At 65.7% G+C, this 24,283-nt stretch carries 22 protein-coding genes and 1 tRNA gene; 18 read left to right on the forward strand and 5 right to left on the reverse strand.

Annotated elements, in window-relative coordinates; genetic code table 11:
* Positions 1-142: 142 nt before the first annotated feature.
* The 3 genes from LWC34_RS41080 to LWC34_RS58300 all read right to left on the reverse strand — a co-directional run bounded on the left by LWC34_RS41080 (position 143) and on the right by LWC34_RS58300 (position 2,911).
* Positions 143-853, reverse strand: coding sequence for a Crp/Fnr family transcriptional regulator (locus LWC34_RS41080; protein ID WP_233730603.1), 711 nt, complete (start codon positions 851-853; stop codon positions 143-145).
* Positions 854-950: 97 nt separating this feature from the next.
* Positions 951-2,189 carry a DUF445 domain-containing protein gene (locus tag LWC34_RS41085; protein WP_233730604.1) on the reverse strand — a complete coding sequence of 413 codons (1,239 nt, stop codon included), beginning with the start codon at positions 2,187-2,189 and terminating at the stop codon, positions 951-953.
* Positions 2,186-2,911, reverse strand: a complete 726-nt coding sequence (locus tag LWC34_RS58300; RefSeq protein WP_233730606.1) for an Abi-alpha family protein — start codon at positions 2,909-2,911, stop codon at positions 2,186-2,188. The genes LWC34_RS41085 and LWC34_RS58300 overlap by 4 nt, the downstream gene beginning before the upstream one ends.
* 293 nt (positions 2,912-3,204) lie before the next feature.
* Here LWC34_RS58300 and LWC34_RS41095 point away from each other — a divergent pair, with 293 nt between their 5' ends.
* The 10 genes from LWC34_RS41095 (at position 3,205) to LWC34_RS41140 (ending at position 14,996) form a co-directional block, all read left to right on the forward strand.
* Positions 3,205-3,771 (forward strand): TetR/AcrR family transcriptional regulator, encoded by a 567-nt coding sequence (locus tag LWC34_RS41095; RefSeq protein ID WP_233730608.1) that lies wholly within the window; start codon positions 3,205-3,207, stop codon positions 3,769-3,771.
* Between the two features lie 61 nt (positions 3,772-3,832).
* A complete protein-coding gene (locus tag LWC34_RS41100) occupies positions 3,833-6,037 on the forward strand; it encodes a molybdopterin-dependent oxidoreductase (RefSeq protein ID WP_235730316.1) in 2,205 nt (734 codons plus the stop codon).
* 42 nt (positions 6,038-6,079) lie between these two features.
* Positions 6,080-6,715: a hypothetical protein gene (locus LWC34_RS41105; protein WP_233730610.1), complete on the forward strand. Its 636-nt coding sequence runs from the start codon at positions 6,080-6,082 to the stop codon at positions 6,713-6,715.
* 57 nt (positions 6,716-6,772) lie between these two features.
* Positions 6,773-6,845 (forward strand) — tRNA-Thr (locus LWC34_RS41110).
* 195 nt (positions 6,846-7,040) lie between these two features.
* Positions 7,041-8,420, forward strand: a complete 1,380-nt coding sequence (locus tag LWC34_RS41115) for a threonine/serine exporter family protein (RefSeq protein ID WP_372496732.1) — start codon at positions 7,041-7,043, stop codon at positions 8,418-8,420.
* Positions 8,421-8,510: 90 nt separating this feature from the next.
* Positions 8,511-9,935 carry an alpha,alpha-trehalose-phosphate synthase (UDP-forming) gene (locus LWC34_RS41120; protein WP_233730613.1) on the forward strand — a complete coding sequence of 475 codons (1,425 nt, stop codon included), beginning with the start codon at positions 8,511-8,513 and terminating at the stop codon, positions 9,933-9,935.
* Positions 9,936-10,001: 66 nt separating this feature from the next.
* Positions 10,002-12,539: a trehalose-phosphatase gene (gene otsB, locus LWC34_RS41125; RefSeq protein ID WP_233730618.1), complete on the forward strand. Its 2,538-nt coding sequence runs from the start codon at positions 10,002-10,004 to the stop codon at positions 12,537-12,539.
* Between the two features lie 85 nt (positions 12,540-12,624).
* Complete coding sequence (locus LWC34_RS41130; RefSeq protein WP_233730620.1) at positions 12,625-13,104, forward strand: RNA polymerase sigma factor; 480 nt, start codon at positions 12,625-12,627, stop codon at positions 13,102-13,104.
* 63 nt (positions 13,105-13,167) lie between these two features.
* Entirely contained in the window at positions 13,168-13,770 is a 603-nt protein-coding gene (locus LWC34_RS41135) for an RNA polymerase sigma factor (protein ID WP_233730621.1), read from the forward strand.
* Positions 13,767-14,996, forward strand: coding sequence for a hypothetical protein (locus LWC34_RS41140; protein ID WP_233730623.1), 1,230 nt, complete (start codon positions 13,767-13,769; stop codon positions 14,994-14,996). Before LWC34_RS41135 ends, LWC34_RS41140 begins: the two co-directional genes overlap by 4 nt.
* On the opposite strand, the gene radA is transcribed toward LWC34_RS41140, so the two are convergent.
* The gene (gene radA / locus LWC34_RS41145; RefSeq protein WP_372496764.1) at positions 14,986-16,350 is read right to left on the reverse strand and encodes a DNA repair protein RadA; all 1,365 of its coding nucleotides are present in this window, start codon (positions 16,348-16,350) and stop codon (positions 14,986-14,988) included. The two genes, LWC34_RS41140 and radA, sit on opposite strands and share 11 nt — an antisense overlap.
* Before the next feature lie 221 nt (positions 16,351-16,571).
* Here radA and LWC34_RS41150 point away from each other — a divergent pair, with 221 nt between their 5' ends.
* Entirely contained in the window at positions 16,572-16,802 is a 231-nt protein-coding gene (locus tag LWC34_RS41150) for a hypothetical protein (RefSeq protein ID WP_233730626.1), read from the forward strand.
* 139 nt (positions 16,803-16,941) lie between these two features.
* Here LWC34_RS41150 and LWC34_RS41155 read toward each other — a convergent pair whose 3' ends face one another.
* Complete coding sequence (locus LWC34_RS41155; RefSeq protein ID WP_233730627.1) at positions 16,942-17,661, reverse strand: copper chaperone PCu(A)C domain-containing protein; 720 nt, start codon at positions 17,659-17,661, stop codon at positions 16,942-16,944.
* 275 nt (positions 17,662-17,936) lie between these two features.
* Between LWC34_RS41155 and LWC34_RS41160 the strand changes: the two genes are divergently transcribed.
* The 7 genes from LWC34_RS41160 (at position 17,937) to LWC34_RS41190 (ending at position 24,173) form a co-directional block, all read left to right on the forward strand.
* The gene (locus LWC34_RS41160) at positions 17,937-18,431 is read left to right on the forward strand and encodes a CarD family transcriptional regulator (RefSeq protein WP_033392499.1); all 495 of its coding nucleotides are present in this window, start codon (positions 17,937-17,939) and stop codon (positions 18,429-18,431) included.
* Between the two features lie 72 nt (positions 18,432-18,503).
* Positions 18,504-19,022, forward strand: a complete 519-nt coding sequence (locus LWC34_RS41165; protein WP_308200216.1) for an IspD/TarI family cytidylyltransferase — start codon at positions 18,504-18,506, stop codon at positions 19,020-19,022.
* Entirely contained in the window at positions 19,019-19,489 is a 471-nt protein-coding gene (ispF, locus tag LWC34_RS41170) for a 2-C-methyl-D-erythritol 2,4-cyclodiphosphate synthase (RefSeq protein ID WP_233730630.1), read from the forward strand. The genes LWC34_RS41165 and ispF overlap by 4 nt, the downstream gene beginning before the upstream one ends.
* Before the next feature lie 58 nt (positions 19,490-19,547).
* Positions 19,548-20,213: an HAD family hydrolase gene (locus tag LWC34_RS41175; protein WP_233730631.1), complete on the forward strand. Its 666-nt coding sequence runs from the start codon at positions 19,548-19,550 to the stop codon at positions 20,211-20,213.
* A gap of 31 nt (positions 20,214-20,244) precedes the next feature.
* Entirely contained in the window at positions 20,245-21,636 is a 1,392-nt protein-coding gene (gene cysS, locus LWC34_RS41180; protein WP_233730634.1) for a cysteine--tRNA ligase, read from the forward strand.
* Position 21,637: 1 nt separating this feature from the next.
* Positions 21,638-22,594: a 23S rRNA (guanosine(2251)-2'-O)-methyltransferase RlmB gene (gene rlmB / locus LWC34_RS41185; protein ID WP_233730635.1), complete on the forward strand. Its 957-nt coding sequence runs from the start codon at positions 21,638-21,640 to the stop codon at positions 22,592-22,594.
* A gap of 130 nt (positions 22,595-22,724) precedes the next feature.
* The gene (locus tag LWC34_RS41190) at positions 22,725-24,173 is read left to right on the forward strand and encodes an MBOAT family O-acyltransferase (protein WP_233730636.1); all 1,449 of its coding nucleotides are present in this window, start codon (positions 22,725-22,727) and stop codon (positions 24,171-24,173) included.
* Positions 24,174-24,283: the final 110 nt, after the last annotated feature.

Here is a 24,283-nt window from a genome sequence, read left to right on the forward strand (position 1 = left end):
TTCGTGGACGGATCCGAGGGATGCTGGTGCTCTGCGTAATCATGCAGTAGGTCGTCCGTATGAAAGCGGCACTGGTACGGGTTCGTGAGCATTTAACGCAACAAGCTCGGCCGCTTGGTTCAAGTTTTTAACAGTACACGAGTCACGCTATTTCGGCGCGCTGTCTCAGCCTGGCCATATCGAGTACCGCGATACCGCGGTAACGGCCACTGACCAGGCCTTCCTGTTGAAAAGTTCGAATGATCTTTTCCGCGGTCGACAACTTGATACCGGCGATCGAAGCGAGTTCCTCGCGGGTGAGCGGCACACTCAGATCCCAGTGCCCAGCCGAACGGATGCCATATGACTCGTATAGGTCGACAAGAACTCTCGCCACGCGCACGCTCGCCGGACGACCGTGTTCGATTCTTCGGCGGTCGGCCCATCGCAAACGTTCGCTCAACATGGTCGCCACCTCGATGGCCGCATCCGGGTGACGGGCAAGGAAGTTACGCAGCTCGGCCTTGGTCATCCGCTTGAAGAAAATGTCGGTACACGAGACCACTGTGGCCGATCTGGGGCCGACATCGAGTGCCGCCATCTCGCCGATGAGATCACCGCCGACCCGGATCGCGAGCAGCGTCCGTTCCCCTGCCGGGTCCGTGGCCTGCACTTTTACCGAGCCGTGCAGCAACAACAGCGCGGAGGAATCTGTTTCCCCTTGGCTAATGATTGTCACGCCGGCCGGCCGGCTTTCCGAAACGCCGACTGCGAGGAAATCCTCCCTGGTCCGTTCCGACAGCCGCCCGAGCAGGCTGGCCTGTGGGTACGCCAGCGACCCACCGGCCACTCGTCTTGGAATGATCTTCCCCACCTCGCCGATTGTCGAGCCTGCCGGAGAGAATGCGACCACCGGACCATCGACGCGTTTCCGCGGACTGTTAGCAATAGTCGCATACCGATAACGCGGCTCAGTTGGCCAGGTTCTCAACCAGCAGGACCTGCAGCTCGCCGACGGCGAAGCCGAGTACCGCGCCGACCGTGATCAGAATCCATTCATCCTGCTGAAACGCCGGCCTGATCAGATCTTCGAACTCCTCGGCGGAAAGCTCTTGCATCTTCTGGACGAGCGTGTTGCGGATATCCATCGCCTCTTCGGCGTAATCCTCGATGAACGCGAGAGTGTCCGGCATCCGGCGCATGACCTTCTCGGCGACACTGTGCTTGAGCTGGCGATACCGGCGGCTGCCGACCGTGATCGCGACAAGCGGGCGCGCGAGCCTGGTTTGCCGGTCCATCGCGTCGGTGACCTGCCGTTCCACCACAGCGAACAGGCGATCGGCCAACGGCCCGCGCAGCACGGCGTGCAGCACGTTGTGCGGCGTGATGATCTCCTTGGCGATCAGCGCGCCATAGTCAGCGGCGACTTCCTTGCGACGTTTGAGAAAAAGCCCCTGCCACGTGAACAAGCCGAGATAGCGTTTCGGCTCACGCGGATTGAAGATCATTTTCAGCGCGAGCCAGTCGGTGAACCAGCCGGTGAGGCCACCGAAGATCGGCATGACCCACGGCGAATGGAGGGTGGCCCACGCGAACATTTGGATGAAGCCGATGGCGAACCCGAATACGATGCCGGAGCGCGCGATGAACTGGAACTCGCGTTTGCCTGCCTCGAGGAAGATCCGGTTGAGCAGTTCCTTGTCCTTGACGAGGTTCTCGACCACCATGCCCTTGAGGTCGAACACAGCGTCCACATCGGACTGAATGGTGGCCAGGATGCTCTTGACAACCTTGGGCGCCTCAGCCTGGACGCGGCGTACGACAAGATCCTGAGCCTGCGGCGGCAAGGACTCCCACAGCGCGGGCTGGTATTCCTCAGCGACCTCGCGGGTGATCTCGGCAACCGCCTCAAGCAGCGGCTTCTCCAGTTCCTTGGCGACCCGTTCAGGATCAAGCCGCTGCACGACGTCACCGGCGGAGATGAGCCGATCGGTCATGGTGTCGCACGCGATGGCGGCCATCCGCGCGGCCTTGCGTGGAACGATGCCCTGCCAACCGAAAAACGGCCGGAAACCCCGAAACTCGATGGGCCAGAACATCATCCGGATAGCGACAACCTTGGTGACATACCCGATGAGCGCGGCAATGAGCGGCATGGAGGCATAGACATGCCAGTTGCGCTGAAAGTCGGCAAGGATGTCGTCGATCATCCCGGCCGCGCCGCATCCCAGAACTGAGTGCCCAAAGTAGACAGCTTGAGAGTCCGCCGGACATACCGCGGACTCAACTTGTGGACGGTGCGAACCTCATTCTCAGCGGCCCGCACCCGATCCTCGGTCAGCAAGATGTCGTACTGCGTGCCAAGCCCAGCGTCCTCCGGTCCAGTCTGGACAACGCCGAGCCCAAGCAACCGCGTGACGTAGTCAGGAACAAGATCCGGCAACATCACCCCCGCCGCCCGCCCGACGGAGGAAGCATTCCGCAGCACAATCCGCTGCGGCCCACCCAAAGTCGACCGCCCGGCAACATGAACGAGCGCGTAGACCTCACCATCACTGAGCGCAGCCAAAATCCGTGCCTCATCGGGAACAAGCTGACGCACGATGGCCATGAAGAGGTGATGGCGCCCATGCTCACGATCAAGCTCGGTGGATTGCCGCAACAGCTCGGCCATCGCCGTCCGGACAGGGTCGATGTGGCCGTCGACCACCGCGGGCGGAGCTTCGATCAGGTTGCCGGTGAAGGTTCCTTCTTCGTCGAGCCGCTTGCGCACCTCGTCGAGCACGGCCTTCTCGGCTTTGCGGAACTGGCGTTGGGCGGCTTCTCCTCCCGGCAGGCGGCTCGCGGCTTGCCAGCTCGTCCTGGCCAGCCAGCCCGCGAGCTTGCCCGCCTGCGCCACCACCCGGTCGACCGGATCCTGCTCCTCAGCCACGACGCCTCCCACGCTTCAGCGTCCCAGGTTTACCACACATCCCCGCAGGTCAGCGCCTGGGAATCACCCTTTTGCGGGGTCCGGCGCCTCGGCACCGGCCGCGACCTGAGCTGGAGCTTCCCCGCCATCGCCCATGCGGGTGTGAATGTTTGACTCCGTTACCCACGAAGTCGTGATCGCCGCCGATGCGGCTGTTCGGGTCAAGGGTCTCCGCATGGCTCCGCCGTGTGCACTGCTCTCGATCACTGCTTGGCCAGCGCGGCTATGTCGGTCGTCATAGTAGGCTGGTCCGCATGGCGAGCGATGTACGCAAGGCGATGGTGCGCAGTGCGGTGACGCTCTTTCGGGAGCGAGGGATCGCTGGCACGTCCCTTGCTGACATCATCGAGCACAGTGGGGCTCCTCGAGGGTCGATCTACCACCACTTTCCTGGTGGGAAGAACCAGATTGCCGCTGAGGCGACCGCGTGGGCCGGTGAGCTGATGAACCGGATGATCGGCAAGTTCGGTGACGATCCCATCGCCCTCACGCACGCTCTCTTCGAGTTCTGGCGCGGGGAGCTCACCAAGAACTTCCAGACCAGCTGCCCGATCGTCGCGGCCGCGTTGGGGGCCGCGGAGTCGGCCGGTGCTTATCAGGCCGCTGGTGATGTTTTCGGCAAGTGGACGCGGACCATCGCGGATTCGCTGGTCAAGCGGGGTGTTTCGGCGGAGCGGGCGGCTTCCGCGGCGACCTTGCTGATCAGTGCGTCCGCAGGGGCGACTGTGCTCGCGCGTGCTCAACAGCACACTCAGGCGCTTGACCAGGTTGAGCGGGAGATGACTCGCATGCTTGGCCATCTGCTCGTCGACTCGGCTTGACGGGTCGTCAGATCGGGTTGAGTATGACGGTTAGCATAATCTACTCTTCCGGAGCGCTGCGATGGAGCAATGGCACAAATCGGCTTGCATCCTCTGTGCGTGCAACTGCGGTATCGAGGTGCTTACCGAGGATCGGCTGTTCAAACGGATTCGGGGCGACAAGGATCATGTCGGGTCCGCGGGATACACCTGCAACAAGGCCCTGCGGCTCGATCACTACCAGAACGCCGCCGATCGGCTGACCAGCCCGTTGCGGCGCAAGGAGAACGGCGAGTTCGAGGAGATCAGCTGGGACACCGCGATCGCCGAGATCGCCGGGCGGCTCACCGAGGTCCGCGACAAGTACAGCGGCGAATCGATCCTGTTCTACGGCGGTGGCGGGCAAGGTAACCACCTCGGTGGCGCGTACAGCGCCTCGTTGCTGCGTGGGCTGGGTGCGTGGCATCGGTCAAATGCTTTGGCACAGGAGAAAACCGGCGAGTTCTGGGTGGACGCTCAGCTCTACAATGGACATACCGCGCCGGACTTCGAGCATGCCGAGGTTTCCGTCTTCGTCGGCAAGAATCCATGGCAGTCACACGGTTTCCCGCGCGCCCGGGTCGTACTCAAGGAGATCGAACGGGATCCGGCGCGGTCGTTGGTCGTGATCGATCCGGTGCGGACCGAGACCGCCGATCTCGCGGACTTCCACCTGCAGGTCAAGCCGGGCACGGACGCGTGGTGCCTCACCGCCCTGCTCGCCGGCATAGTGCAGGAAGGCTTGGTCGATCAGGCTTTCCTCGCCGAGCACACGACCGGCTCCGCCGCGGTGCTCGAGCAGCTCGCCCATGTCAAGATCGCCGACTACGCACTTCGGTGCGGCGTCGACGAAGAGCTGATCATCAGTGCCGCGAGGCGGATCGGGACCGCGAGCAGTGTGTCCATTCTGGAGGATCTCGGCGTCCAGCAGGCTCCGCAAAGCACCTTGGTCTCCTATTTGGACAAACTGCTGTGGGCGCTGACGGGCAACTTCGCCAAGCAGGGCACGGTGAACCTGCACTCGTGGCTTGTCCCAGTCGCCAAGCACGACACACGGCGCGACCTCCGGACGCCGGTCACCGGATCCGCGATGTTCGCGAACTTGGTGCCGTGCAACGTAATTCCGGACGAGATCCTCACCGATCACCCCAAGCGGTTCCGGGCGATGATCATCGAATCCGCGAACCCCGTCCACTCGCTCGCTGACTCGCCACGGATGCGCGAAGCGTTGGACGCGCTCGATTTCGTTGTCGTGATCGACGTCGCCATGACCGAAACCGCCAAGCACGCGGACTATGTGCTGCCTGCGGCCAGTCAGTTCGAGAAGTGGGAAGCCACGTTCTTCAACCTCGAGTTCCCGCGCAACACGTTCCACCTGCGCCCACCGGTCGTCGATCCGTTGCCGGGCACGCTGAGCGAACCGGAGATCTACGCCCGGCTGATCCGCGCACTCGGGCTCGTGACCGCCGAAGACCTGGCGCCACTGCACGAAGCCGAAAGCCAGCAAGCGTTTGCTCAGGCGATGATGGGCGCGCTGAGCAGCAAACTCGCGCCACTCGCACCCTTTGTGCTCTACGAAACCCTGGGGCCGAAGCTCCCCAACGGCGCCCGCTCAGCCGCTGTGCTCTGGCTCGCCGCGCACAAGTGCGCGATGACGTACCCAGAAGCGGTCAAACGAGCGGGCCATGCCGACGGCGAAGCGTTGTTCGAAGCGATCCTCAACTCGCCCTCCGGGATCACGCTCACACTCGACGACTACGCGGACACCTGGCGGTACGTGGGCACCGAGGACGGCCGGATCCACCTGGCGATCCCAAGCCTGCTCGACGAGATGCGCACATTGGACTCCGCACAGGTTTGGACCAGCGACGAGTTCCCGTTCGTACTGTCCGCCGGTGAACGACGATCATTCACCGCCAACACAATCATGCGAGACCCGACGTGGCGCCGAAGGGACACCCGCGGTGCCCTGCGGATCAGCCCGCAGGACGCCGAAGCCCTTGGACTACAAGACGAAGGGACAGCGCTGGTCACGACCAAGCGAGGGTCGGTCGCAGCGGCCGTTGAGATCAACGACCGGATGCAACCGGGCCATGTCGCTCTGCCAAATGGTCTAGGCCTCAGCTATCAGAGCGAGCTCACCGGCACCGCGCCCAACGAGCTGACCGACTCGAACTGGCGTGATCCCATCGCGGGAACCCCTTGGCACAAGCATGTTCCGGCGAAGATCGAGAGGTTGACTGCCTGACTAGGTTGTGGGGGAACGCCTCCCGCCCTGCTCGGAGCAACCATGATCACCCGCAAGCTCGATCCGTGGCAGCAAGCCCTGCTTCGGGAGTTACGCACGAGAGACCTGCCAGCCGACCGGATCGAGCACCTGCTCGACTCGGTCGAGGCACATTGCGCGGACACCGGCAAGACGCCACAGCAGGCGTTCGGCGACCCCGCGTCCTACGCGCGGGTCTTCGCGCCTGGCCTGCAACCGGTGAAGTTCGTGCCAGCCGCGATCCAAGGGGTCCTTGGTCTTGCCGGACTGGTCATGCTGGCCTCCGGGGTGCCCGCCGTGATGAACGAGCTGCCGACGGCCGTGATCAGAACCGGGGCCGTGGTGTCGTTCGGGGCCGCGTTGGTGGTGTTTCTCGCGTTCCTGGCGGTGAAACGGCACCTGGTGATCTCGGCTGGGGCAGTGTCGCTCGGGATCGTGGCGCTCGTCGTGCCGTACTTCCTGTGGTCGACGCCCGTTGTCGAGCTCCCCGTCTGGCCCGCGGTCACCGGCAGCCTGTTCTTGATGTCAGCCGCATGGGCGGTGTCGGTGTACCCCGATCACGTACTGGACCGGGACACCAAGCAGCGGCAGATCAACACGATGCGCTGGTGCCTGCCGACCCTCATGGCGTGTGGGGCGCTGCTGAGCTGGTTGCAGTAAAGGGAGCCGGTGTACTAAACGGTTCGACCGGTTGCTTACGATGGTGGAGAACGTCCCGCCGGTGTAGCTCAATTGGCAGAGCACTCGCCTTGTAAGCGAAAGGTTACGGGTTCGAGTCCCGTCACCGGCTGGACTTGTTCCGCGTTCTTTTCCGCTGTGCGCCCGCCGTTCGGCCGGTGACTTCCGGGGCCGAGCCCCAAGACCCCCACGGTGCGGGCTCGTTCTGACCCAGCGCTGGGCACGTTGTGGATCAACCAGCGCCAGCTGTTTCGGTCTAAACCTGGTTGTGGTGCACGACACTGTTACGCCTCTGCCTTCCTCTGCGATGCCACGCGGGAAATGCGTGCCGAGAGGAGTGGTGGTGGCGCGGGTCGTGCCGGCCGAGGCGGTCGTCAATCAGGTGCTTGACCTGGCGTTGCGGATCGGAGAGGTACAGCTGAGCTCCGGTGCGGGCGCCTCCGATGTGACCGCGACGATCATCGCAGTCGCAAACGCTTGCGGGCTTGATCAGTGCGAGGTGGATGTGACGTTCACCTCCATCACCGCGTGCTGCCATCGAGGACCTGATCACGCGCCCGTCACGTCCCTTCGCGTCGTGCGGTCCAGGGGGTTGGACTACACGCGGCTCGCCGCCGTCGAACGGCTCGTCAGGGACATCACGCGGCGCCGTACGACCGCTGGAGACGCGGCCAAGCGGCTCGACCGGATCGTCAGCGCCAAGCACCCCTACCCGCGTTGGGTTGCGACGGCCGCGTGGGCCGCTATGGCAGCGAGCGTGACGGTCCTGCTCGGTGGCGGTCCGCTCGTTGCGCTGGTCGCCGCTGTCATCACCGCGGTCATTGACCGCATCGGCCGGGTGCTCAACCGGTACAACCTGCCGTTCTTCTTCCAGCAACTCATCGGCGGCGCGTTGGCGACGGGCGGGTCGCTCGCGGTCGTGTCCACGGGGTGGCTCGGTGAGTCACCGACGCTCGTGGTTGCCGCAGCCATCACAGTGCTGCTGTCTGGGCTGAGCGTCGTTGGTGCCGTGCAGGACGCCATCACTGGCTACAACGTGACGGCCGCTGGGCGGGCTATGGAGGTCGCGCTGATGACCGCGGGCCTCATTGGCGGCGTTGTGCTCGCGTTGAACATGGCCGGGGAGCTCGGGCTGCCGCGGGTTCAGTTGGCTGAGGCGCTGCCGCCGAGCGCGCTGCGGTTGCCGGTGCAGGCTCTGGCGGGTGCCGCCGCCGCTGGCTGCTTCGCGCTCGCGTGCTACGCGACGATGCGTTCGTTGATGGTGGCGAGCGCGGCGGGTGCGCTGGGCGCGCTGGGCTACGGCGGGCTCCTACTCGCCGGAGCGGGACCGATCGTGGCGTCGGCCATCGCCGCCGCGGGCATCGGGTTCTGTGGGGGCGTGATGGCGCGACGGCTGCGCGTTGCTCCCCTTGTCGTCGCCGTGTCCGGAATGACTCCGTTGTTCCCTGGGCTGACGACCTACCGGTCGCTGTATGAGCTCGCGGTTGATGGCACCGCTGCTGGTGTCGTCACGCTCATGACGGCGCTTGGAATCGCCCTGGCGCTGGGCGCTGGCGTCGTTCTCGGTGAGTACCTGGCACAACCTGTACGAGTAAGTCTCGGTAGGTTGGAACGACGGCTCGGCGCCGTCAGACTGGTCGGGCCGACGTGGCAACGGCTGGAGCTGGAGACAACGGCGTCTAAGTGAGACTTACCACCTACCGTTTGCCGGACGCGCTCAGCGGTCTAACTGGCTACTGTCTTTTAGTCAGTGTCATCACAAGGAGGCTCTCTCCCGGTGAACAGCGGTGCGGATTTCATCGTCGTGGCCAACCGGCTGCCGGTTGACCTCGAGCGTGCCGAGGATGGCACGCAACGCTGGAAGCACAGCCCAGGCGGGCTGGTCAGTGCCCTCGAACCGTTCTTGAGATCCAAGAGCGGCGCGTGGGTTGGCTGGCCTGGTGTCGCGGACGTGGATGTCGAGGAGTTCGAGGACGACGGCCTGCGCCTGATCCCGGTCACCTTGTCGGCCACCGAGGTCCGCGACTACTACGAGGGCTTCTCCAACGCCACCCTGTGGCCGCTGTACCACGACGTGGTGGAACCTCCGGTGTTCGACCGGGCGTGGTGGGACAGCTACGTCAAGGTCAACCACCGGTTCGCCGAGGCGACGGCGGCCGTGGCCGCTCCTGGCGCGACCATCTGGGTTCAGGACTACCAGCTCCAACTGGTCCCGCAGCTGCTCCGAGAGCAACGGCCGGACCTGCGGATCGGCTTCTTCCTGCACATTCCGTTTCCCCCGGTCGAGTTGTTCATGCAGCTGCCGTGGCGGACCGAGATCGTGCGCGGACTGCTCGGCGCTGACCTGGTCGGGTTCCACCGACCGGGTGGCGCGCAGAACTTTCTGTGGCTGGCGCGACGGCTGGTCGGCCTTGAGCCGAGTCGCGCCGCGGTCGGCGTGCGGACAAGGCCAGGCCTGATCCACGTCGGCGACCGGCCGGTCCGGGTCGGGGCGTTCCCGATCTCGATCGACTCGGCCGGGCTCGACGGGATGGCCCGCAAACGGGACACCATCCAGCGTGCGCAGCAGATCAGGACCGATCTCGGCAATCCGAAGAAGATCTTGCTCGGTGTCGACCGGCTCGACTACACCAAGGGCATCGACGTCCGGCTGTACGCGTTGCAGGAACTGCTCATCGAGGGCCGAGTCGACCCCGATGAGGTGACAATGGTCCAGCTGGCGACTCCGAGCCGTGAGCGGGTCGAGCACTACCAGCAGATGCGCAACGGCATCGAGCAGGTGGTCAGCCGGATCAACGGGGAATTCGGCAAAGTTGGTCACCCGGTCGTGCACTACTTGCACCAGTCGGTGGATCGGCGCGAGCTGGTCGCGTTCTTCTCCGCCGCCGATGTCATGGTGGTCACGCCGGTGCGTGACGGGATGAACCTCGTCTGCAAGGAGTACGTCGCCTGCCGCCACGACCTCGGCGGCAGCCTCGTGCTCAGTGAGTTCGCCGGCGCGGCCGCCGAGCTCACCAGCGCGTTCCTGGTCAACCCACATGATCTTGATGGGGTGAAGAACGCGCTGCATGCGGCCCTTACGATCGACCCAGCGGAGGGTCGCCGTAGGATGCGCGCTCTGCGACGCCAGGTCCTCACCCACGACGTCGACCGTTGGGCACGGTCGTTCCTCGAGGCTCTGGGGTCACAGGGGTTGAACTGAATCAGTTCAGATCGTAACTTCCCAATAAGTGGCAATGGCTGCCACGCTGGAGCACGAGGAGAAGGCGTGACTGCCGAGGCTCTCCCCGCCGAACTGAGGCGGGCGATCGTTCAGCTCGCACGCACCCCCCGGCTGTTGGTCGCGTGCGACTACGACGGGACGCTTGCGCCGATCGTCGAAGACCCGGACAAAGCACGGCCCCAGCCGGAATCCGTGCACGCGTTGCGTTCGCTGGCCGGACTGCACGAAACCACCACCGCGGTGATCTCCGGACGGGCACTGCGCGACCTCGCGACGATGTCGCGGCTACCGGCCGAGGTGCACTTGGTCGGCAGCCACGGCTCCGAGTTCGACATCGGCTTCGTGCACTCGCTCAACGGACCCGCGCGGGAACTGCACGCCAAGGTCGAGGCCGAGCTGGAACGACTGGTCGACGGCGCCGAGGGGATCCACCTCGAGGTCAAGCCGGCCAGCATCGCGGTGCACTTCCGGCGCGCCGAGCAAGCGGTCGCCGACCGGATCGCCGAGGCGGTCCGCAACGGCCCATGCACCTGGGAAGGTATCCAGGTCACCGAAGGCAAGGCGGTCATCGAGCTCGCTGTGGTGCAGACCGACAAGGGCCACGCCCTTGACGTGCTGCGGCACCAGATCGGCGCCACAGCGGCGATCTTCGTCGGCGACGACGTGACCGACGAGAAGGCGTTCGCGCGGCTGTCCGGGCCGGATCTTGGCGTGAAGGTCGGCAACGGCGAGACGCTCGCGCAGTTCCGCATCGACGACACCCCCGCGGTGGCCACGATGCTCGCGTTCCTGTTGGAGGAGCGCCGGAACTGGCTGTACGGCGAGCAGGCCACCCCGATCGAGCGACTCACCATGCTGGCCAACGAGCGCTCGGTCGCGTTGCTGACGCCCGAAGCTCGTGTCACCTGGTTGTGTCACCCCGAGCCTGACTCGGCGGCCGTGTTCGCCGACCTGCTCGGTGGTCCGAGCGCCGGGCACCTGTCGGTCACGCCGGAGCGCGGCGGTCTTCCGCTTGGCCAGCGTTACCTGCCGGGCACGATGACCGTGGAGACCCGCTGGTCGGGCCTGCTGGTCACGGACTACCTGGAGCACTACGCCCAGCCGCACCGCACGGACCTGATCCGCACGATCACCGGCAGCAGCCGGGCGGTCGTCGAGTTCGCACCGCGGCCGGAGTTCGGCCAGGTGCCGGTCAAGCTGGTGCGTAACGAGAACGGCTTGCGCGTGGTCGGCACGTCCGACCCGATGGCGCTGCACTCGCCCGGTGTCGACTGGGAGATCACCTCGGACGGCATGCACGACACCGCTCGCGCGGTCGTCAGCCCGAACGGCGAGCCGGTGCTGCTGGAACTGCGTTGCGGCACGGACGATCTGGCGCCGGACCCGATCCCGGAGGCCGAGCGCAAGAAGCGCGCGGGCCTGTACTGGACGGAATGGCTGGGCTCACTGCGGTTCCCGGAGGTCGAGCGGGAGCTGGTGATCCGCTCGGCGCTGACGCTGCGCGGCCTGTGCCACAGCGAGACCGGCGGGATCATGGCCGCCGCGACCACCTCGCTGCCCGAGGAAATCGGCGGCATCCGTAACTGGGACTACCGGTACTGCTGGCTGCGTGACGGCGCGCTGACCGCGAAAGCGTTGGTGTCGCTGGGTTCCACGCATGAGGCCGAGGCGTTCCTCAACTGGGTGCACGGAGTTCTGGCCACAGTTCCGGGACCCGAGCGGTTGCACCCGCTGTACACATTGGCCGGTACGGGTCTTGGCCCTGAGGCCGTCATCGACACGCTGCCCGGGTACGCGGGCTCGCGGCCGGTGCGCGTCGGAAACCTTGCCAACCAGCAGGTTCAGCTCGACGTGTTCGGCCCGGTCGTCGACCTGGTCGCGGCGCTTTCGTTGGCACGAGGGAAACTCACCGACGACGACTGGAAGATGACCAACGCGATGGCCGAGGCCGTCGCGCGCCGGTGGGAAGAACCGGACCACGGCATCTGGGAGGAGCGGCACCGTCCGCGCCACCACGTGTACTCCAAGGTGATGTGCTGGCTGACCATCGACCGGGCCGTCACATTGGCGGAAACCTATGGGCGCCAGCCGAATCCGGAGTGGCACGCGCTGCGCGACAAGATCGCGACGGACATCCTCGCCAAGGGCTGGAACGACGAGGTCAAGTCGTTCACCACGGCCTACGACGGCACGGACCTGGACGCGGCTTCGCTGTTCGTCGGCCTGTCGGGCCTGATCGACCCGTCGGACGAGCGGTTCGCGTCGACCGTCACCGCGATCGAGGCCGAGCTGCGCAGTGGGTCCACTGTGTACCGTTACCACCGGGACGACGGCCTGCCCGGCAACGAAGGCGGTTTCCACCTGTGCGCTGCGTGGATGATCGAGGCGTACCTGATGTGTGGCCGCCGTACCGAGGCCGAGGACCTGTTCGCGCAGATGGTCGACTGCGCGGGCCCGACCGGTCTGCTGCCGGAGGAGTACGACCCGATCGCCGAGCGTTCGCTGGGCAACCACCCGCAGGCGTACAGCCACCTCGGTCTGATCCGCTGCGCGCAACTGCTGAGTGGCGAAAAGCCCTTGTGAGTGGTTAGCAGGGTTAGAACACGCGTAACCACTCACGAGGGATGACCTGCGTGAACGTGGAAGTGCTCGGCTGGCAATTGTCAGTGTGAGCACTTTGACCGGTGACGCTGACACCAGCGGCCATGCATTAGGCCGGGATCGGCCCGACTTGAGCGGGCCCGATCCCGGCCATGTCTTTGGCTGGCTGTTCGACAACCACGCCGCCGCACTGCGCCACTACCTGGTTCGCCGGGTCGGTGAGACGGCCGCTGACGACCTGGTCAGTGAGACGTTCCTCGTCGCACTGCACCAACGACACCGCTACGACCCCGCGCGTGCCGCAGTGCGGTCCTGGCTGTACGGGATCGCCACGAACCTGATGCGCAGGCACGTACGCGACGAAGAGCGCCAGTTGAAAGCCCACTCGGCGGAGACGCCGGTTGCTGGGCACGCGGGCCGTGTCGCCGAACGGGTCGACGCACAGGCTGCCGCACAACGGCTTGCGGGCGCGCTGGCCGCACTGGCCGACGGTCCCGGCTGGCACTGTGAGGAGTTACTCATCATCTTCCTCGGCTGTGGTGGCTGAAATCGGTGACGAACCCCGTCGTTGAATCGATATAAAAAGGGGTCCGCACGCGTGGTCGGGGGCGTGCGGACCCTTTTGTCGGAACGCTCGGGCTGGCTGCGGGCAATACCCGTTGTGACGATGGCGAGCGTGGAACGGCCGGATCTCACGGGCTCCGACGCGGGCTCGGTGCTCGCGCGGCTCTACGACGAGCACGCGCGTGGCCTGCACCGATATCTGGCGCGGCGGCTCGATCCGGCGACTGCGGACGATCTCGTGGCCGACACATTCCTGCTCGCGTGGGAACAGCGCGGCCGTTACGAGCCCGAACGGGCAACCGTCCGCGCATGGCTGTACGGCATAGCGACGAACCTGTTACGTCGGCACGCCCGTAGCGAAGTTCGGGGGCTACGGGCGACCGCGCGTGACGTCGGGCGCGCCGATGTTGACGAAGGCACCGACTCTGTGGCTGTTTCCCGTGCGGACGCCAGCGTGAAGGCGCGCCGGTTGGGCGCCGCGCTCGCCAAGTTGCGCCAAGAGGAGCGGGACGTGCTGCTGCTGGTGGCCTGGGCCGGTCTGAAACCGGTCGAGGTGGCTGACGCACTCAAGATCGACGCGGGAACCGTCCGGACGCGGCTGCATCGCGCCCGCTCCGCACTTCGGGACCACCTTGGAGCAGAGCGATGAACGACCTTGAGCTGGACGAGGCGCTGGCCGAATTCCGCGACGACGTACCCGACATGACCGAGGACGCTTTCCTGATCGGCAGGCTGCGCCTGCAGGCCGCGGCCGAACCGGCACCGGAACCGTTGCCAGAGCCCAATCCACTGGTGGTGGTACGGGTCGAAACGTTCGGCACCAGCCGTCGGCGCAGCCCACCACGGCGTCTGACGCCGTGGCTGACGGTCGCGGCCGCGGCGGCCGTACTGGCCGTGGGCACGACGCTTGTCGTCAACACCGGCGACAAGCGTCCGGCGACGCCGGTAGACGAGCCGTCATTGGCTACGACGCTGTCGTCCTCGCCGCCGGTTGTTCAGCCAGTGTTGCCGCCTACGACGAGCTTCCCGTCACCGCCACGACGTCCCGCTGCGGCGAAGGGCGGACCGAAGAGCCATACCGGCGCGCCACTGCCTGCACCGACGGTCGTGTACAACGCGGCTGGCAATCTCGCCGTGAACGCCACGGACGTGCCTTTGACGCCCGGGCAGTACCTGTACATGGAGCGGCGCGAATGGATGCGTCCAATCGTGTCGTCCGAGAACGACAACCGCGAGGAATTGGAGAAAGCCCTCGGGAACGGTGGTTTCTGGCACGAGTGGGTGCCAGCGGACCGATCGGGAACGTGGCAGCTGACCCGCGACATGCTAATCGGCTACGGCAACCAGCCGTTGCCGGAGGAACAGCGGCCGCGGAGTCAGATCTCCGGACTGTCCCGTAGCGAAGGCACCTTCCAGGCGCCCAAGGGCGACTACGGTCTTCATCTCGGGGCCTCGGACTGGCGGAGTCCGACATCGGACTTCATCGCGGGCTTGCCGCGTGATCCCAAAGCGCTGTACCAGAAACTGGTCAAGGACTCGACGGGCAACTATGACCCGACCGCCGAGGCGCTCTCGATGGCAGGCGAATTGCTCAGCCGTCCGATCCCGGCGGACATTCGTGCCGCGTTGTTCAAGGCACTGGGTTACCACCCGTGGCTGAAGATCGACTGGGCGGCGAAGACCAGGGACGGCCGCGCCGCCGTGGCACTGCAGATCGACAACCGGTTCATCGACCACCTGATCGAGGTGCTGATCGACCCGGCAACCGGCCAGGCGATCAGCACCAGGGAGACCCAGCTCTACCACCCGCGCAAGGTGGACGACGAGACGACGACGAAATGGTCGGTCGTGAACAGCTTGGGAGCTACTTCTTAGAGAGCGTGTCGACGAGCATGCGCAGATCCGGGACGACGGTCGCCTTGATCTCCGCGGGCAGGCGGCCGGAGTCCGGCGGGATCAGCGCACGCTTGAAGCCGAGGCGCGCGGCTTCGGCCAGCCGCCTGCCAACGCTGCCGACCCGGCGTACCTCACCGGCAAGGCCGACCTCGCCGATGATCACCATGTCGTTCGGCAACGGGATGTCGAGTTTGGCGCTCGCGACCGCCATCGCGAGCGCCAGATCCCCCGCCGGTTCGATGATCCGCATCCCGCCAACGGTCGCGGTGAAGACATCGGACTTGCCCAACGGCAGACTCGCGCGCCTTTCCAGTACTGCCAACACCTTCGCGACCCTTGACGACTCCAAACCGTTCACCGCTCGCCTCGGCATCGGCGCGTCCGTGGCCGCGACAAGGGCCTGAACCTCGCCAAGCAGGGCCCGTTTGCCTTCCATGATCACCGTGACGGCCGTGCCCGCGACGCCTTCGACCCGGTTGCTCATGAAGATCCCGGAAGGGTCGGGCACGCCCACGATGCCGTCTTCGACCATTTCGAAGCAGCCGACTTCGTCAGCCGCGCCGAACCGGTTCTTCACGCCACGGACCAGCCGGAGGGACGAGTATTTGTCGCCCTCGAATTGCAGGACCACGTCCACCAGGTGCTCAAGGACCCGTGGACCGGCCACCGAGCCTTCTTTGGTGACGTGACCGACCAGGATGACCGGCAGGCTGCGTTCCTTGGCCAGCGCTACCAGGGCCGCCGTCACCGCCCTGACCTGCGTCACACCTCCCGCCGAGCTGTCCACCGCAGGCGAGGACATGGTTTGCACCGAGTCGATGACCAGCATCGCTGGTTTCACCGCGTCCACGTGGCCGATGACCGTCGCCAGGTCGCTCTCGGCCGCAAGGAACATCTCCTGGTGGACGTTTCCGGTCCGCTCGGCTCTGAGGCGAACTTGGCCCGCGGATTCCTCTCCGGTGATGTACAGGGCTCGGCCTGGCGAGTCTTCCCGGGCCACCCACTGGTGGGCGACCTCAAGCAGCAGGGTCGACTTGCCGACCCCGGGCTCACCTGCCAGCAGGACGACGGCTCCGGGAACCAGGCCGCCACCGAGGACCCGGTCGAGCTCGGGAACCCCGGTGCGCTGGGCTCTCGCCGATTCGACGTCCACTTCGGCGATGGGGCGGGCTGGGGCGGCCGGGGCACCCGCGACGACTTTGGCCAGTGCGGGTTTGGCGGCCGCGACTTCCTCGATGGTCCCCCAGGCTTGACACTCCGGGCACCGGCCGAACCACTTGGCAACGACAGCGCCACACTCACCACACCGGTAGGCCGGGCCCGATTTCTTCACCACGCCGAAAACCTATCCGCCCCCACCGACAGTGTTGGATTGTCCTCGCTTCGCTCGGACGGGCTTTGTCGCCAAAGCCGGTCATTTCCACCCCGCCCCACGCTGCCGACACCGCTCAGTGGCTGCTCTTCGCTGTGGCTGGGGCGGCGTCGGGCGTGTTGCGTGGCGTAAATGACCGGCGCGACAAAGCCGAGGGTGGCGGGCAGGACGGGATGGCGTGAGTGGATGGCGCGACAAAGCCCGAGGCTCGCGGGCAAGACGCGGCCGGTGGTGTCAGTGGCTGGCGCGACAAAGGCGGGGCTGGCGGGCTAGGCGCGGCCGGTGGTGTGGATGGCTGGCGCGACAAAAGTGCGGCTGGCGGCAAGGCGCGGCGGGTGGTGTGGATGGCTGGCGCGACAAAAGTGCGGCTGGCGGCAAGGCGCGGCGGGTGGTGTGAGTGGCTGGCGCGATAACGCCAGGTCTCTGAGGTGCGGCTCGGCAACAGGCTGCCAAGGACCCAGCGCCGCGCGCGGTAAGGGGCGCGGCGACCGGACAGGTCGGACAGCGAAGGGCCCGGCATCGACCGTGATGCCGGGCCCTTTGCCTCGAAACTCAGTGGCCGCCGCCGCCACCGGCCGCGGGCTGGCGCGGCGTGGTCGGCACGGCGATCGGGACCGGGATGGTCACCGAACCGTTGCGGAACGTGAATGTCAGCTCGATCGTCTTGCCGGACCTGATCTCCTCGGAGATACCGGTCAGGATCACGGTCACCTTGCCGATCGTCACCGGACGCGAAGTGGTCGTCGGCGGCGGCGTGGTGGTCGTGGTCGCGGCGCCCGAGGTCTGCGAACCCGAAGTCCGCGAGCCAGAAGTCTGCGACCCAGAAGTCTGGGAGCCTGAGGTCTGCGAGCCCGAGGTCTGAGACCCGGTCGTGGCCGGAACCGACGACGAAGAAGACGAAGACGTGGAAGTCGGCACACCGCCAACCGGCGTCTCGAAAATCAGGGAACGACCGGCGGGCAGGTTCTTGTCGCCCGTGATCGTCACCTGGCCGGCTGGCGTCGTGATCGACACGAGCGCGTCATCGGTCTGTCCGCTGTTCACGAGGGTGCCGAGCACCACTGCCGCCGAACCCGGCTCGTACACGCCGTGTGGCGGGTAGGCGAGCTGGATGTCGCGGACGGCGATCGGGCCGACGTCTCCTTCACCGCCGTTCACGGCCGGCTCCATGCCGGCGGTCTGCGAGATCTGGCCGGCACCGCAGCCCGCGAGTGCGAGCGCGATCCCTACCGCCGCAGTGGCGTAGCGCAGGCTGTGTCCTACACGACTCACGTTGCCGGTCCTTCCTGGGGAAAACGCGTCGGCCCGAAGGGTATCCGGCGTACTGGCGCCCCTCGCGAGCACCTCGGCGAGTTGATGTCCACAAAGGATCGGAGATTATCCCATCAAGATCGTTAATTGTCATCTCGATGCATGCCCAGGCGTATTTTGTCAACCCCTAGCCGGTCCATCCTCGTGCCACTGACCTGCGCTTACCCGTCTCACACCAAGCTGAGGGGGATTGCGGGACGTGTTAGAATGGAGTCAGCGAAAGGGGCAGAGGACACATGGTTTTCAAGGTCGGAGAGACCGTCGTCTACCCGCACCACGGTGCCGCTCTCATCGAAGCAATCGAGACCCGCGTGATCAAGGGCGAGGAGAAGAAGTACCTCGTCCTCAAGGTCGCGCAAGGTGATCTCACGGTTCGCGTACCCGCTGACAACGCCGAGATTGTGGGCGTTCGTGATGTCGTGGGTCAAGAAGGTCTGAACCGCGTCTTCGATGTTTTGCGTGCTCCTCACACCGAGGAGCCGACCAACTGGTCACGGCGGTATAAGGCCAACCTGGAGAAGCTCGCCTCCGGCGATGTGAACAAGGTTGCCGAAGTGGTGCGAGACCTCTGGCGGCGTGAGAAGGACCGTGGCCTATCCGCTGGTGAGAAGCGGATGCTGGCCAAGGCTCGACAGATACTGGTGAGCGAGTTGGCACTGGCCGAGGGCACCGACGAGGACAAGGCCGAGGTCCTCCTCGACGAGGTTCTCGCCACAGCCGCGGCGGTCTAGTCCACCCCGCAGTACGGGAAACACAGCAGAGTGCAGAGTTCCGTCGCGCTCGCGGTCGTGCCGGCGACCGGAGTGGTTTCCGTACATGGCATGCCATTGACAGAGCGTGCCGTACGTTCCCTGCGTCAAGCAGGGTGCGTACGGCACGTTTTTATTTGCACCCCTATTAACCTCGAATTCACTGACTCCGACTGCACAGTTGTTGTCGGCGATCTTCAAACCGCGCTGAAAACCGCGATCGAGATGTTTCCGGACATTCGGTTCGGCTTGATCCACGACATCGAACGCGCGGAAACGCCACCCGAAGTGATCAAGTCCGTCGTCGACGAACTCGAACGCGGCGCGCAGGCGGTCATCCCGGTCCTTCCGTTGACCGACACGGTCAAGGAAGTCGACGAGAACGGCCGCATTCTCGCCACGAGAGACCGCGCTGAGCTGCGGGTGATGCAGTCCCCGCTCGGTGCGCCGATCGACGTGCTGCGGAAAGCGGAAGATCCGAGACGCCCGGACGTGCCGTTGAGCACAGTCCCCGGCCACCCGCATGGGCTGCGCATTCGCACGGCGATCGACGTCGCTAGCGTGACCCCGTGATCCCACGGGTAGGAACCGCGACCGACGTCCATCCCATCGCCGCAGGCCGTGACTGCTGGATCGCGGGCCTGCTGTGGGAAGGCGTCGACGGCTGCGACGGCCATTCCGACGGCGACGTCGCTGCGCACGCGTTGTGCGACGCGCTGCTCACGGCGGCTGGGTTGGGTGATCTTGGTGCGGTCTTCGGCACGGGCGACCCGCGTTGGGCCGGTGCGCACGGCGTGGAGTTGCTCACAGAGGTCCGGCGCCGTCTCGACGAGGCCGGTTTCCGGGTCGGCAACGCGTCGGTTCAGGTCATCGGGAACGCGCCACGGATCGGCAAGCGCCGGTCCGAGGCGGAGAAGGTGTTGTCGGAGGCTGTTGGCGGACCAGTCTCAGTCTCTGGGACGACGACTGATGGGCTCGGCCTGACTGGACGCGGCGAAGGCATCGCCGCGATCGCAAGCGCCATCATCGTCGAAGCGTGACCTCGCCCTCATCATTAATTCACCCGACCGCCCGGTCTGAAGCGCTTAAGATGGGTACATGAGCATCCGAGGGGTCCTTTTCGACTTTTCCGGCACGTTGTTCCGTCTCGAACCCGACCTGTCCGGCCTGGTGGACCTGGACGGCAACCCGCTCGAGGGCGAGCACCATGCCGAAGTCATGCGCCGGATGACCGCGCCGACGGGCAGGCCGGAAGGACTACCCGAGCGGCTGCACGACCACTGGGACGAGCGTGACCTCGCTCCGCCGCTGCACCGCGAGCTCTACCACGCGGTGCTGCACGGTTCCGGCGTCGGCAATCCGGAACTGCTGTACGACCGCATGCTGGACACGAACAACTGGGAGCCGTACCCGGATACCGCGGCCGCGCTGAAAACCTTGGCGGACGCCGGAATTCCGATCGGCGTGGTCAGCAACATCGCGTGGGACATCCGGCCTGCCTTCGAACGGATCGGTGTCGCCGATCTGGTCAGCGAATTCGTACTGTCCTTTCAGGAAGGTGCGGTCAAGCCGGATCCGCGGATCTTCACCGTCGCCTGCGAACGCCTTGGCCTGCCGCCCGAGCAGGTGCTGATGGTCGGCGACAGCGAGGAGGCCGACGGCGGCGCGGCCAAGATCGGCTGCGCGGTCGCGTTCGTCGATCCGTTGCCCGTCGGACAACGGCCGAATGGACTGCTCGACGTTCTTGCCGAGAACGGTTGGTAAACCCGATTACGGGCTCCCGTACCATCTCTCTGTGAGCCTTCACCTGTACGACACGGCGACCCGGAGCACGCGGGAGTTTCATCCCGCGCGGAACGGAACGGCGTCCATCTACGTGTGTGGGGCCACAGTGCAGGGCATTCCGCATATCGGCCATATCCGTGGCGCGCTGAACTATGACGTGCTGCGTCGTTGGCTGACGCACGGCGGCTTGGATGTCACGCTTGTTCGTAATGTCACGGACATCGACGACAAGATCCTGAACAAGGCTGCCGAAGCGGGCCGCCCCTGGTGGGAATGGGCGCAGACGCACGAGAACGCGTTCGAGGACGCGTACGACGCGCTCGGCTGCTTGCCGCCGTCGTACTTGCCGCGCGCGACCGGGCACATCACCCAGATGATCGAGCTGATGCAGCGCTTGATCGACAAGGGGCACGCATACGCGGCCGCTGGTGACGTGTACTTCGCCGTGGGCACGTTCCCTGAGTACGGCGCGCTTTCCGGCCAGAAGCTGGAAGAGGTCCAGCAGGGCGAAAGCGCGGCCGAGGGCAAACGCGACAGCCGTGACTTCACGCTGTGGAAGGCCGCGAAGCCTGGCGAGCCGTCCTGGCCGACGCCGTGGGGGCCCGGCCGTCCCGGCTGGCACCTTGAGTGCTCGGCGATGGCGACGACCTACCTTGGCAGCGAGTTCGACATCCACGGCGGCGGGATCGATTTGATCTTCCCCCACCATGAGAACGAGCAGGCGCAGTCGCACGCGGCCGGTGACACGTTCGCCCGGTACTGGCTGCACAACGCCTGGGTGACCATGGCTGGCGAGAAGATGGCGAAGTCGCTTGGCAACGTCGTCTCGATTCCGGCGATGCTCGACAAGGTGCGCGCCCCGGAACTGCGGTACTACCTGGTCACGCCGCACTACCGCTCGATGATCGACTACTCCGAGCCCGCGCTGGCCGAGGCCGTTTCGGCGTACGGCCGGATCGAGACGTTCCTGCGCAACGTGACCGGCAGGCTCGGTTCGGTCGAGCCTGGCGTGGTCGCGGCCGAGTTCGCCGCGGCGATGAACGACGATCTTGGTACACCCGCGGCGATCGCGGTTGTGCACAACACAGTCAGGGAAGGCAACATCGCGCTGGCGTCCAATCAGGACGCGGAAGCCCGCCACGCGGCGGGCTCGGTTCGCGCGATGATGGCCGTTCTCGGGCTCGACCCGTTGTCGGACAAGTGGTCCGAGGAGTCCACATCGGACGCCGCGCACCGCAACGCACTGGCTTCGCTGGTCGACCACCTGCTGTCGCAGCGACAGCAGGCTCGCAAGGAGCGGGACTTCGCCGCGGCCGACCTGGTTCGCGATCAGCTGCTCGCCGCGGGCATCACCGTCGAGGACACCCCCGACGGTCCACTATGGACGTTGAAGGACAGTTAGCGTGGCCGGGAACTCAAGGCGTAAGGGCGCGATGCGGAAGCCCGGCACCAAGAAGGGCGCGGTCGTCGGCTCTGGTGGCCAGCGGCGCAAGGGCTTGGAAGGCAAGGGCCCGACGCCGAAGGCGCACGAACGCCCGAACCACAAGGCGTACCGCAAGCCAGCGTCGGCGCAGAAGCGTCCGCAGCAGCGCAAGGACTCGGGCCCGACCTCGGAGCTCGTCGCCGGCCGTAACCCGGTCGTCGAGTGCCTGCGGGCCGAGGTGCCCGCGACCGCGTTGTACGTGGCGCTCGGTGTGGACGCGGACGAGCGTGTCACCGAGGCTGTGCGAATGGCCGCGGACCGGGGCATCTCGGTGCTCGAGGTTTCCCGGCCCGAGCTGGACAAGCTGACACACAACGCCGTGCACCAGGGGCTGGCGCTGCAGATCCCGCCATACGAGTACGCGCACCCGGATGACCTGCTGGAAGCAGCCAAGAATTCCGGCGAGGACGCGCTGCTCGTCGCACTGGACGGGGTCACGGACCCGCGCAACTTGGGCGCCGTGATCCGTTCCGCAGCGGCTTTCGGGGCGCACGGAGTGGTTGTGCCGCAACGGCGTAGCGCCAGCATCACGGCGGTGGCGTGGCGGACGAGCGCGGGTACGGCGGCCAACCTGCCGGTGGCCGTGGCGACGAACCTCACCCGGACGCTGAAGGACTGGGCCGACACCGGGGTGATGGTCGCCGGTCTCGATGCCGACGGGTCGATCACAATCGACGAGCTGGAGCTGGCGAACGGCCCGATCGTGGTCGTCGTCGGGTCCGAGGGTCGTGGGCTGAGCAGGCTCGTCAAGGAGCGCTGTGACGAGACGGTGTCGATCCCGATGGCAGCGGGTGTCGAGTCGTTGAACGCCTCGGTGGCCACGAGTGTCGTGCTGGCCGAGATCGCCCGGCGGCGCCGGGTTGCGGGCCGGATCTAAACGCCGCGAGGGGAACATTTGCGGCGTCAGATTCCGTGAAGGTGGCCTTCACGGCATTCGGGATCGCATCACATTCACCCATTTGGTCGGATAGGGTCGTCGAGGCCCTGTCCTTCCACCGAGGTACTCGATGTCGTTCGCCAGCCCGCTGTTCCTGTGGTACTTCCTGCCGACGGTGCTGGTCGGTGTTCTGATCGCGCCGCGCAGCTGGCGCAACGGCATCATCGCGGTCGCCAGCATCTACTTCTACGCGACCGCCGCGGGCTCGGACACCTGGCTGTTGCTGACCACGATGGTGGTCAACTTCATCGCCGGGCCGTTCCTCGAACCCGACCAGTGGGATCGCAACCGCAAGCGGCCCAAAAAGAATTCACGCAGAACGATTCTGTTCTCCGTCATCGCGTTCGACCTCGCGGTGCTGGCGGTCTGGAAGTACGCCGGGTTCGCCACCCAGCAGATAGACGCGTTGGCGCAGCTCTTCGGCGGCAGCTTCCCAGTGGCCGAACTGGCGCTGCCGATCGGTATCTCGTTCTACACGTTCCACCACATCTCCTACGCGGTGGACATCTATCGCGGTGAACGGCACGCGGCGCGCAATCCGGTCTCGTTCGTCACCTATATCGCGATGTTCCCGCAGCTGATCGCGGGTCCGATCGTGCGATATCGAGAGATCGCGGATCAGCTGCCACAGCAACGCAGTCACCGGCTCGACGACATCGCGGCCGGTTTCCCCCGGTTCGCGCTGGGGATGTGCAAGAAGGTCATCATCGCGGACTCGCTGTCGCCGTTCGTCAGCGCGTGTTTCGCCACTCCCGACGACCAGATGACGTTCGCGATCGCCTGGCTTGGTGCGATCGCGTACACGCTTCAGCTGTACTTCGACTTCTCCGGTTACTCGGACATGGCCATCGGACTCGGCCGGATGCTCGGTTTCCGGCTGCCGGAGAACTTCGCGCGGCCGTACTCCTCGGTCACGATCACCGAGTTCTGGCGGCGCTGGCACATGTCGCTGTCCCGGTGGTTCCGCGACTACGTCTATATCCCGCTTGGCGGTAACCGGCATGGCGCGGCGAAGACGTACCGCAATCTCTGCATCGTGTTCGTGCTGACCGGGTTCTGGCACGGCGCGAACTGGACTTTCTTGGTGTGGGGCCTGTTCCACGGCGCGTTGCTGATCATCGAGCGCGGATTCCACCTCGAAGAGGCTCCGGAACGCCAGGGGGCGAGGATCGCCCGTCGCGCGCTGACCATGCTGCTGGTGATCATCGGCTGGGTCTACTTCCGTGCCGACGACCTGACCAGCGCGATGACCATGGTCGGGCACATGTTCCTGCCCGACTTCGACGGTCTGACCGACATCGCCGAGAGCGCGCTGACCAACCAGCGGCTCGTGGTGCTGATCGCGGCGCTGGCGATTCTGTTCATGCCAGCGCAACCGGTGACTGGGCCGTTGATCGAGTCGTCGCAGAGCAAGCCCGCGACGGTCATCCGGGTCGGTGTGATGACCGTCGGCATGGTCGCCTGCACGATCTTGGTTGCATCCGGCACATTCAGCCCGTTCCTCTACAACCAGTTCTAGTGGCGTGGCAAATTTGTGCCACATAGTTGTCTGGGCCAATTGACCCTCAGTCGATAGCCTCCGCACGGTAAGTGAGAGCGCTTTCGTCCTTTGTTGCGTCTCCCCTGCGA

The sequence above is a fragment of the Kibdelosporangium philippinense genome, from assembly GCF_021390435.2.
Lineage (GTDB): Bacteria > Actinomycetota > Actinomycetes > Mycobacteriales > Pseudonocardiaceae > Kibdelosporangium > Kibdelosporangium philippinense.

Coding starts and splice junctions, on each gene's coding strand:
- LWC34_RS41100 (WP_235730316.1), top strand. CDS start 3,833: ATGGAGCAATGGCACAAATCGGCTTGCATCCTCTGTGCGTGCAACTGC.
- LWC34_RS41105 (WP_233730610.1), top strand. CDS start 6,080: ATGATCACCCGCAAGCTCGATCCGTGGCAGCAAGCCCTGCTTCGGGAG.
- LWC34_RS41175 (WP_233730631.1), top strand. CDS start 19,548: ATGAGCATCCGAGGGGTCCTTTTCGACTTTTCCGGCACGTTGTTCCGT.
- LWC34_RS41095 (WP_233730608.1), top strand. CDS start 3,205: ATGGCGAGCGATGTACGCAAGGCGATGGTGCGCAGTGCGGTGACGCTC.
- LWC34_RS41190 (WP_233730636.1), top strand. CDS start 22,725: ATGTCGTTCGCCAGCCCGCTGTTCCTGTGGTACTTCCTGCCGACGGTG.
- LWC34_RS41115 (WP_372496732.1), top strand. CDS start 7,041: ATGCCACGCGGGAAATGCGTGCCGAGAGGAGTGGTGGTGGCGCGGGTC.
- LWC34_RS41140 (WP_233730623.1), top strand. CDS start 13,767: ATGAACGACCTTGAGCTGGACGAGGCGCTGGCCGAATTCCGCGACGAC.
- LWC34_RS41160 (WP_033392499.1), top strand. CDS start 17,937: ATGGTTTTCAAGGTCGGAGAGACCGTCGTCTACCCGCACCACGGTGCC.
- LWC34_RS41085 (WP_233730604.1), bottom strand. CDS start 2,189: ATGATCGACGACATCCTTGCCGACTTTCAGCGCAACTGGCATGTCTAT.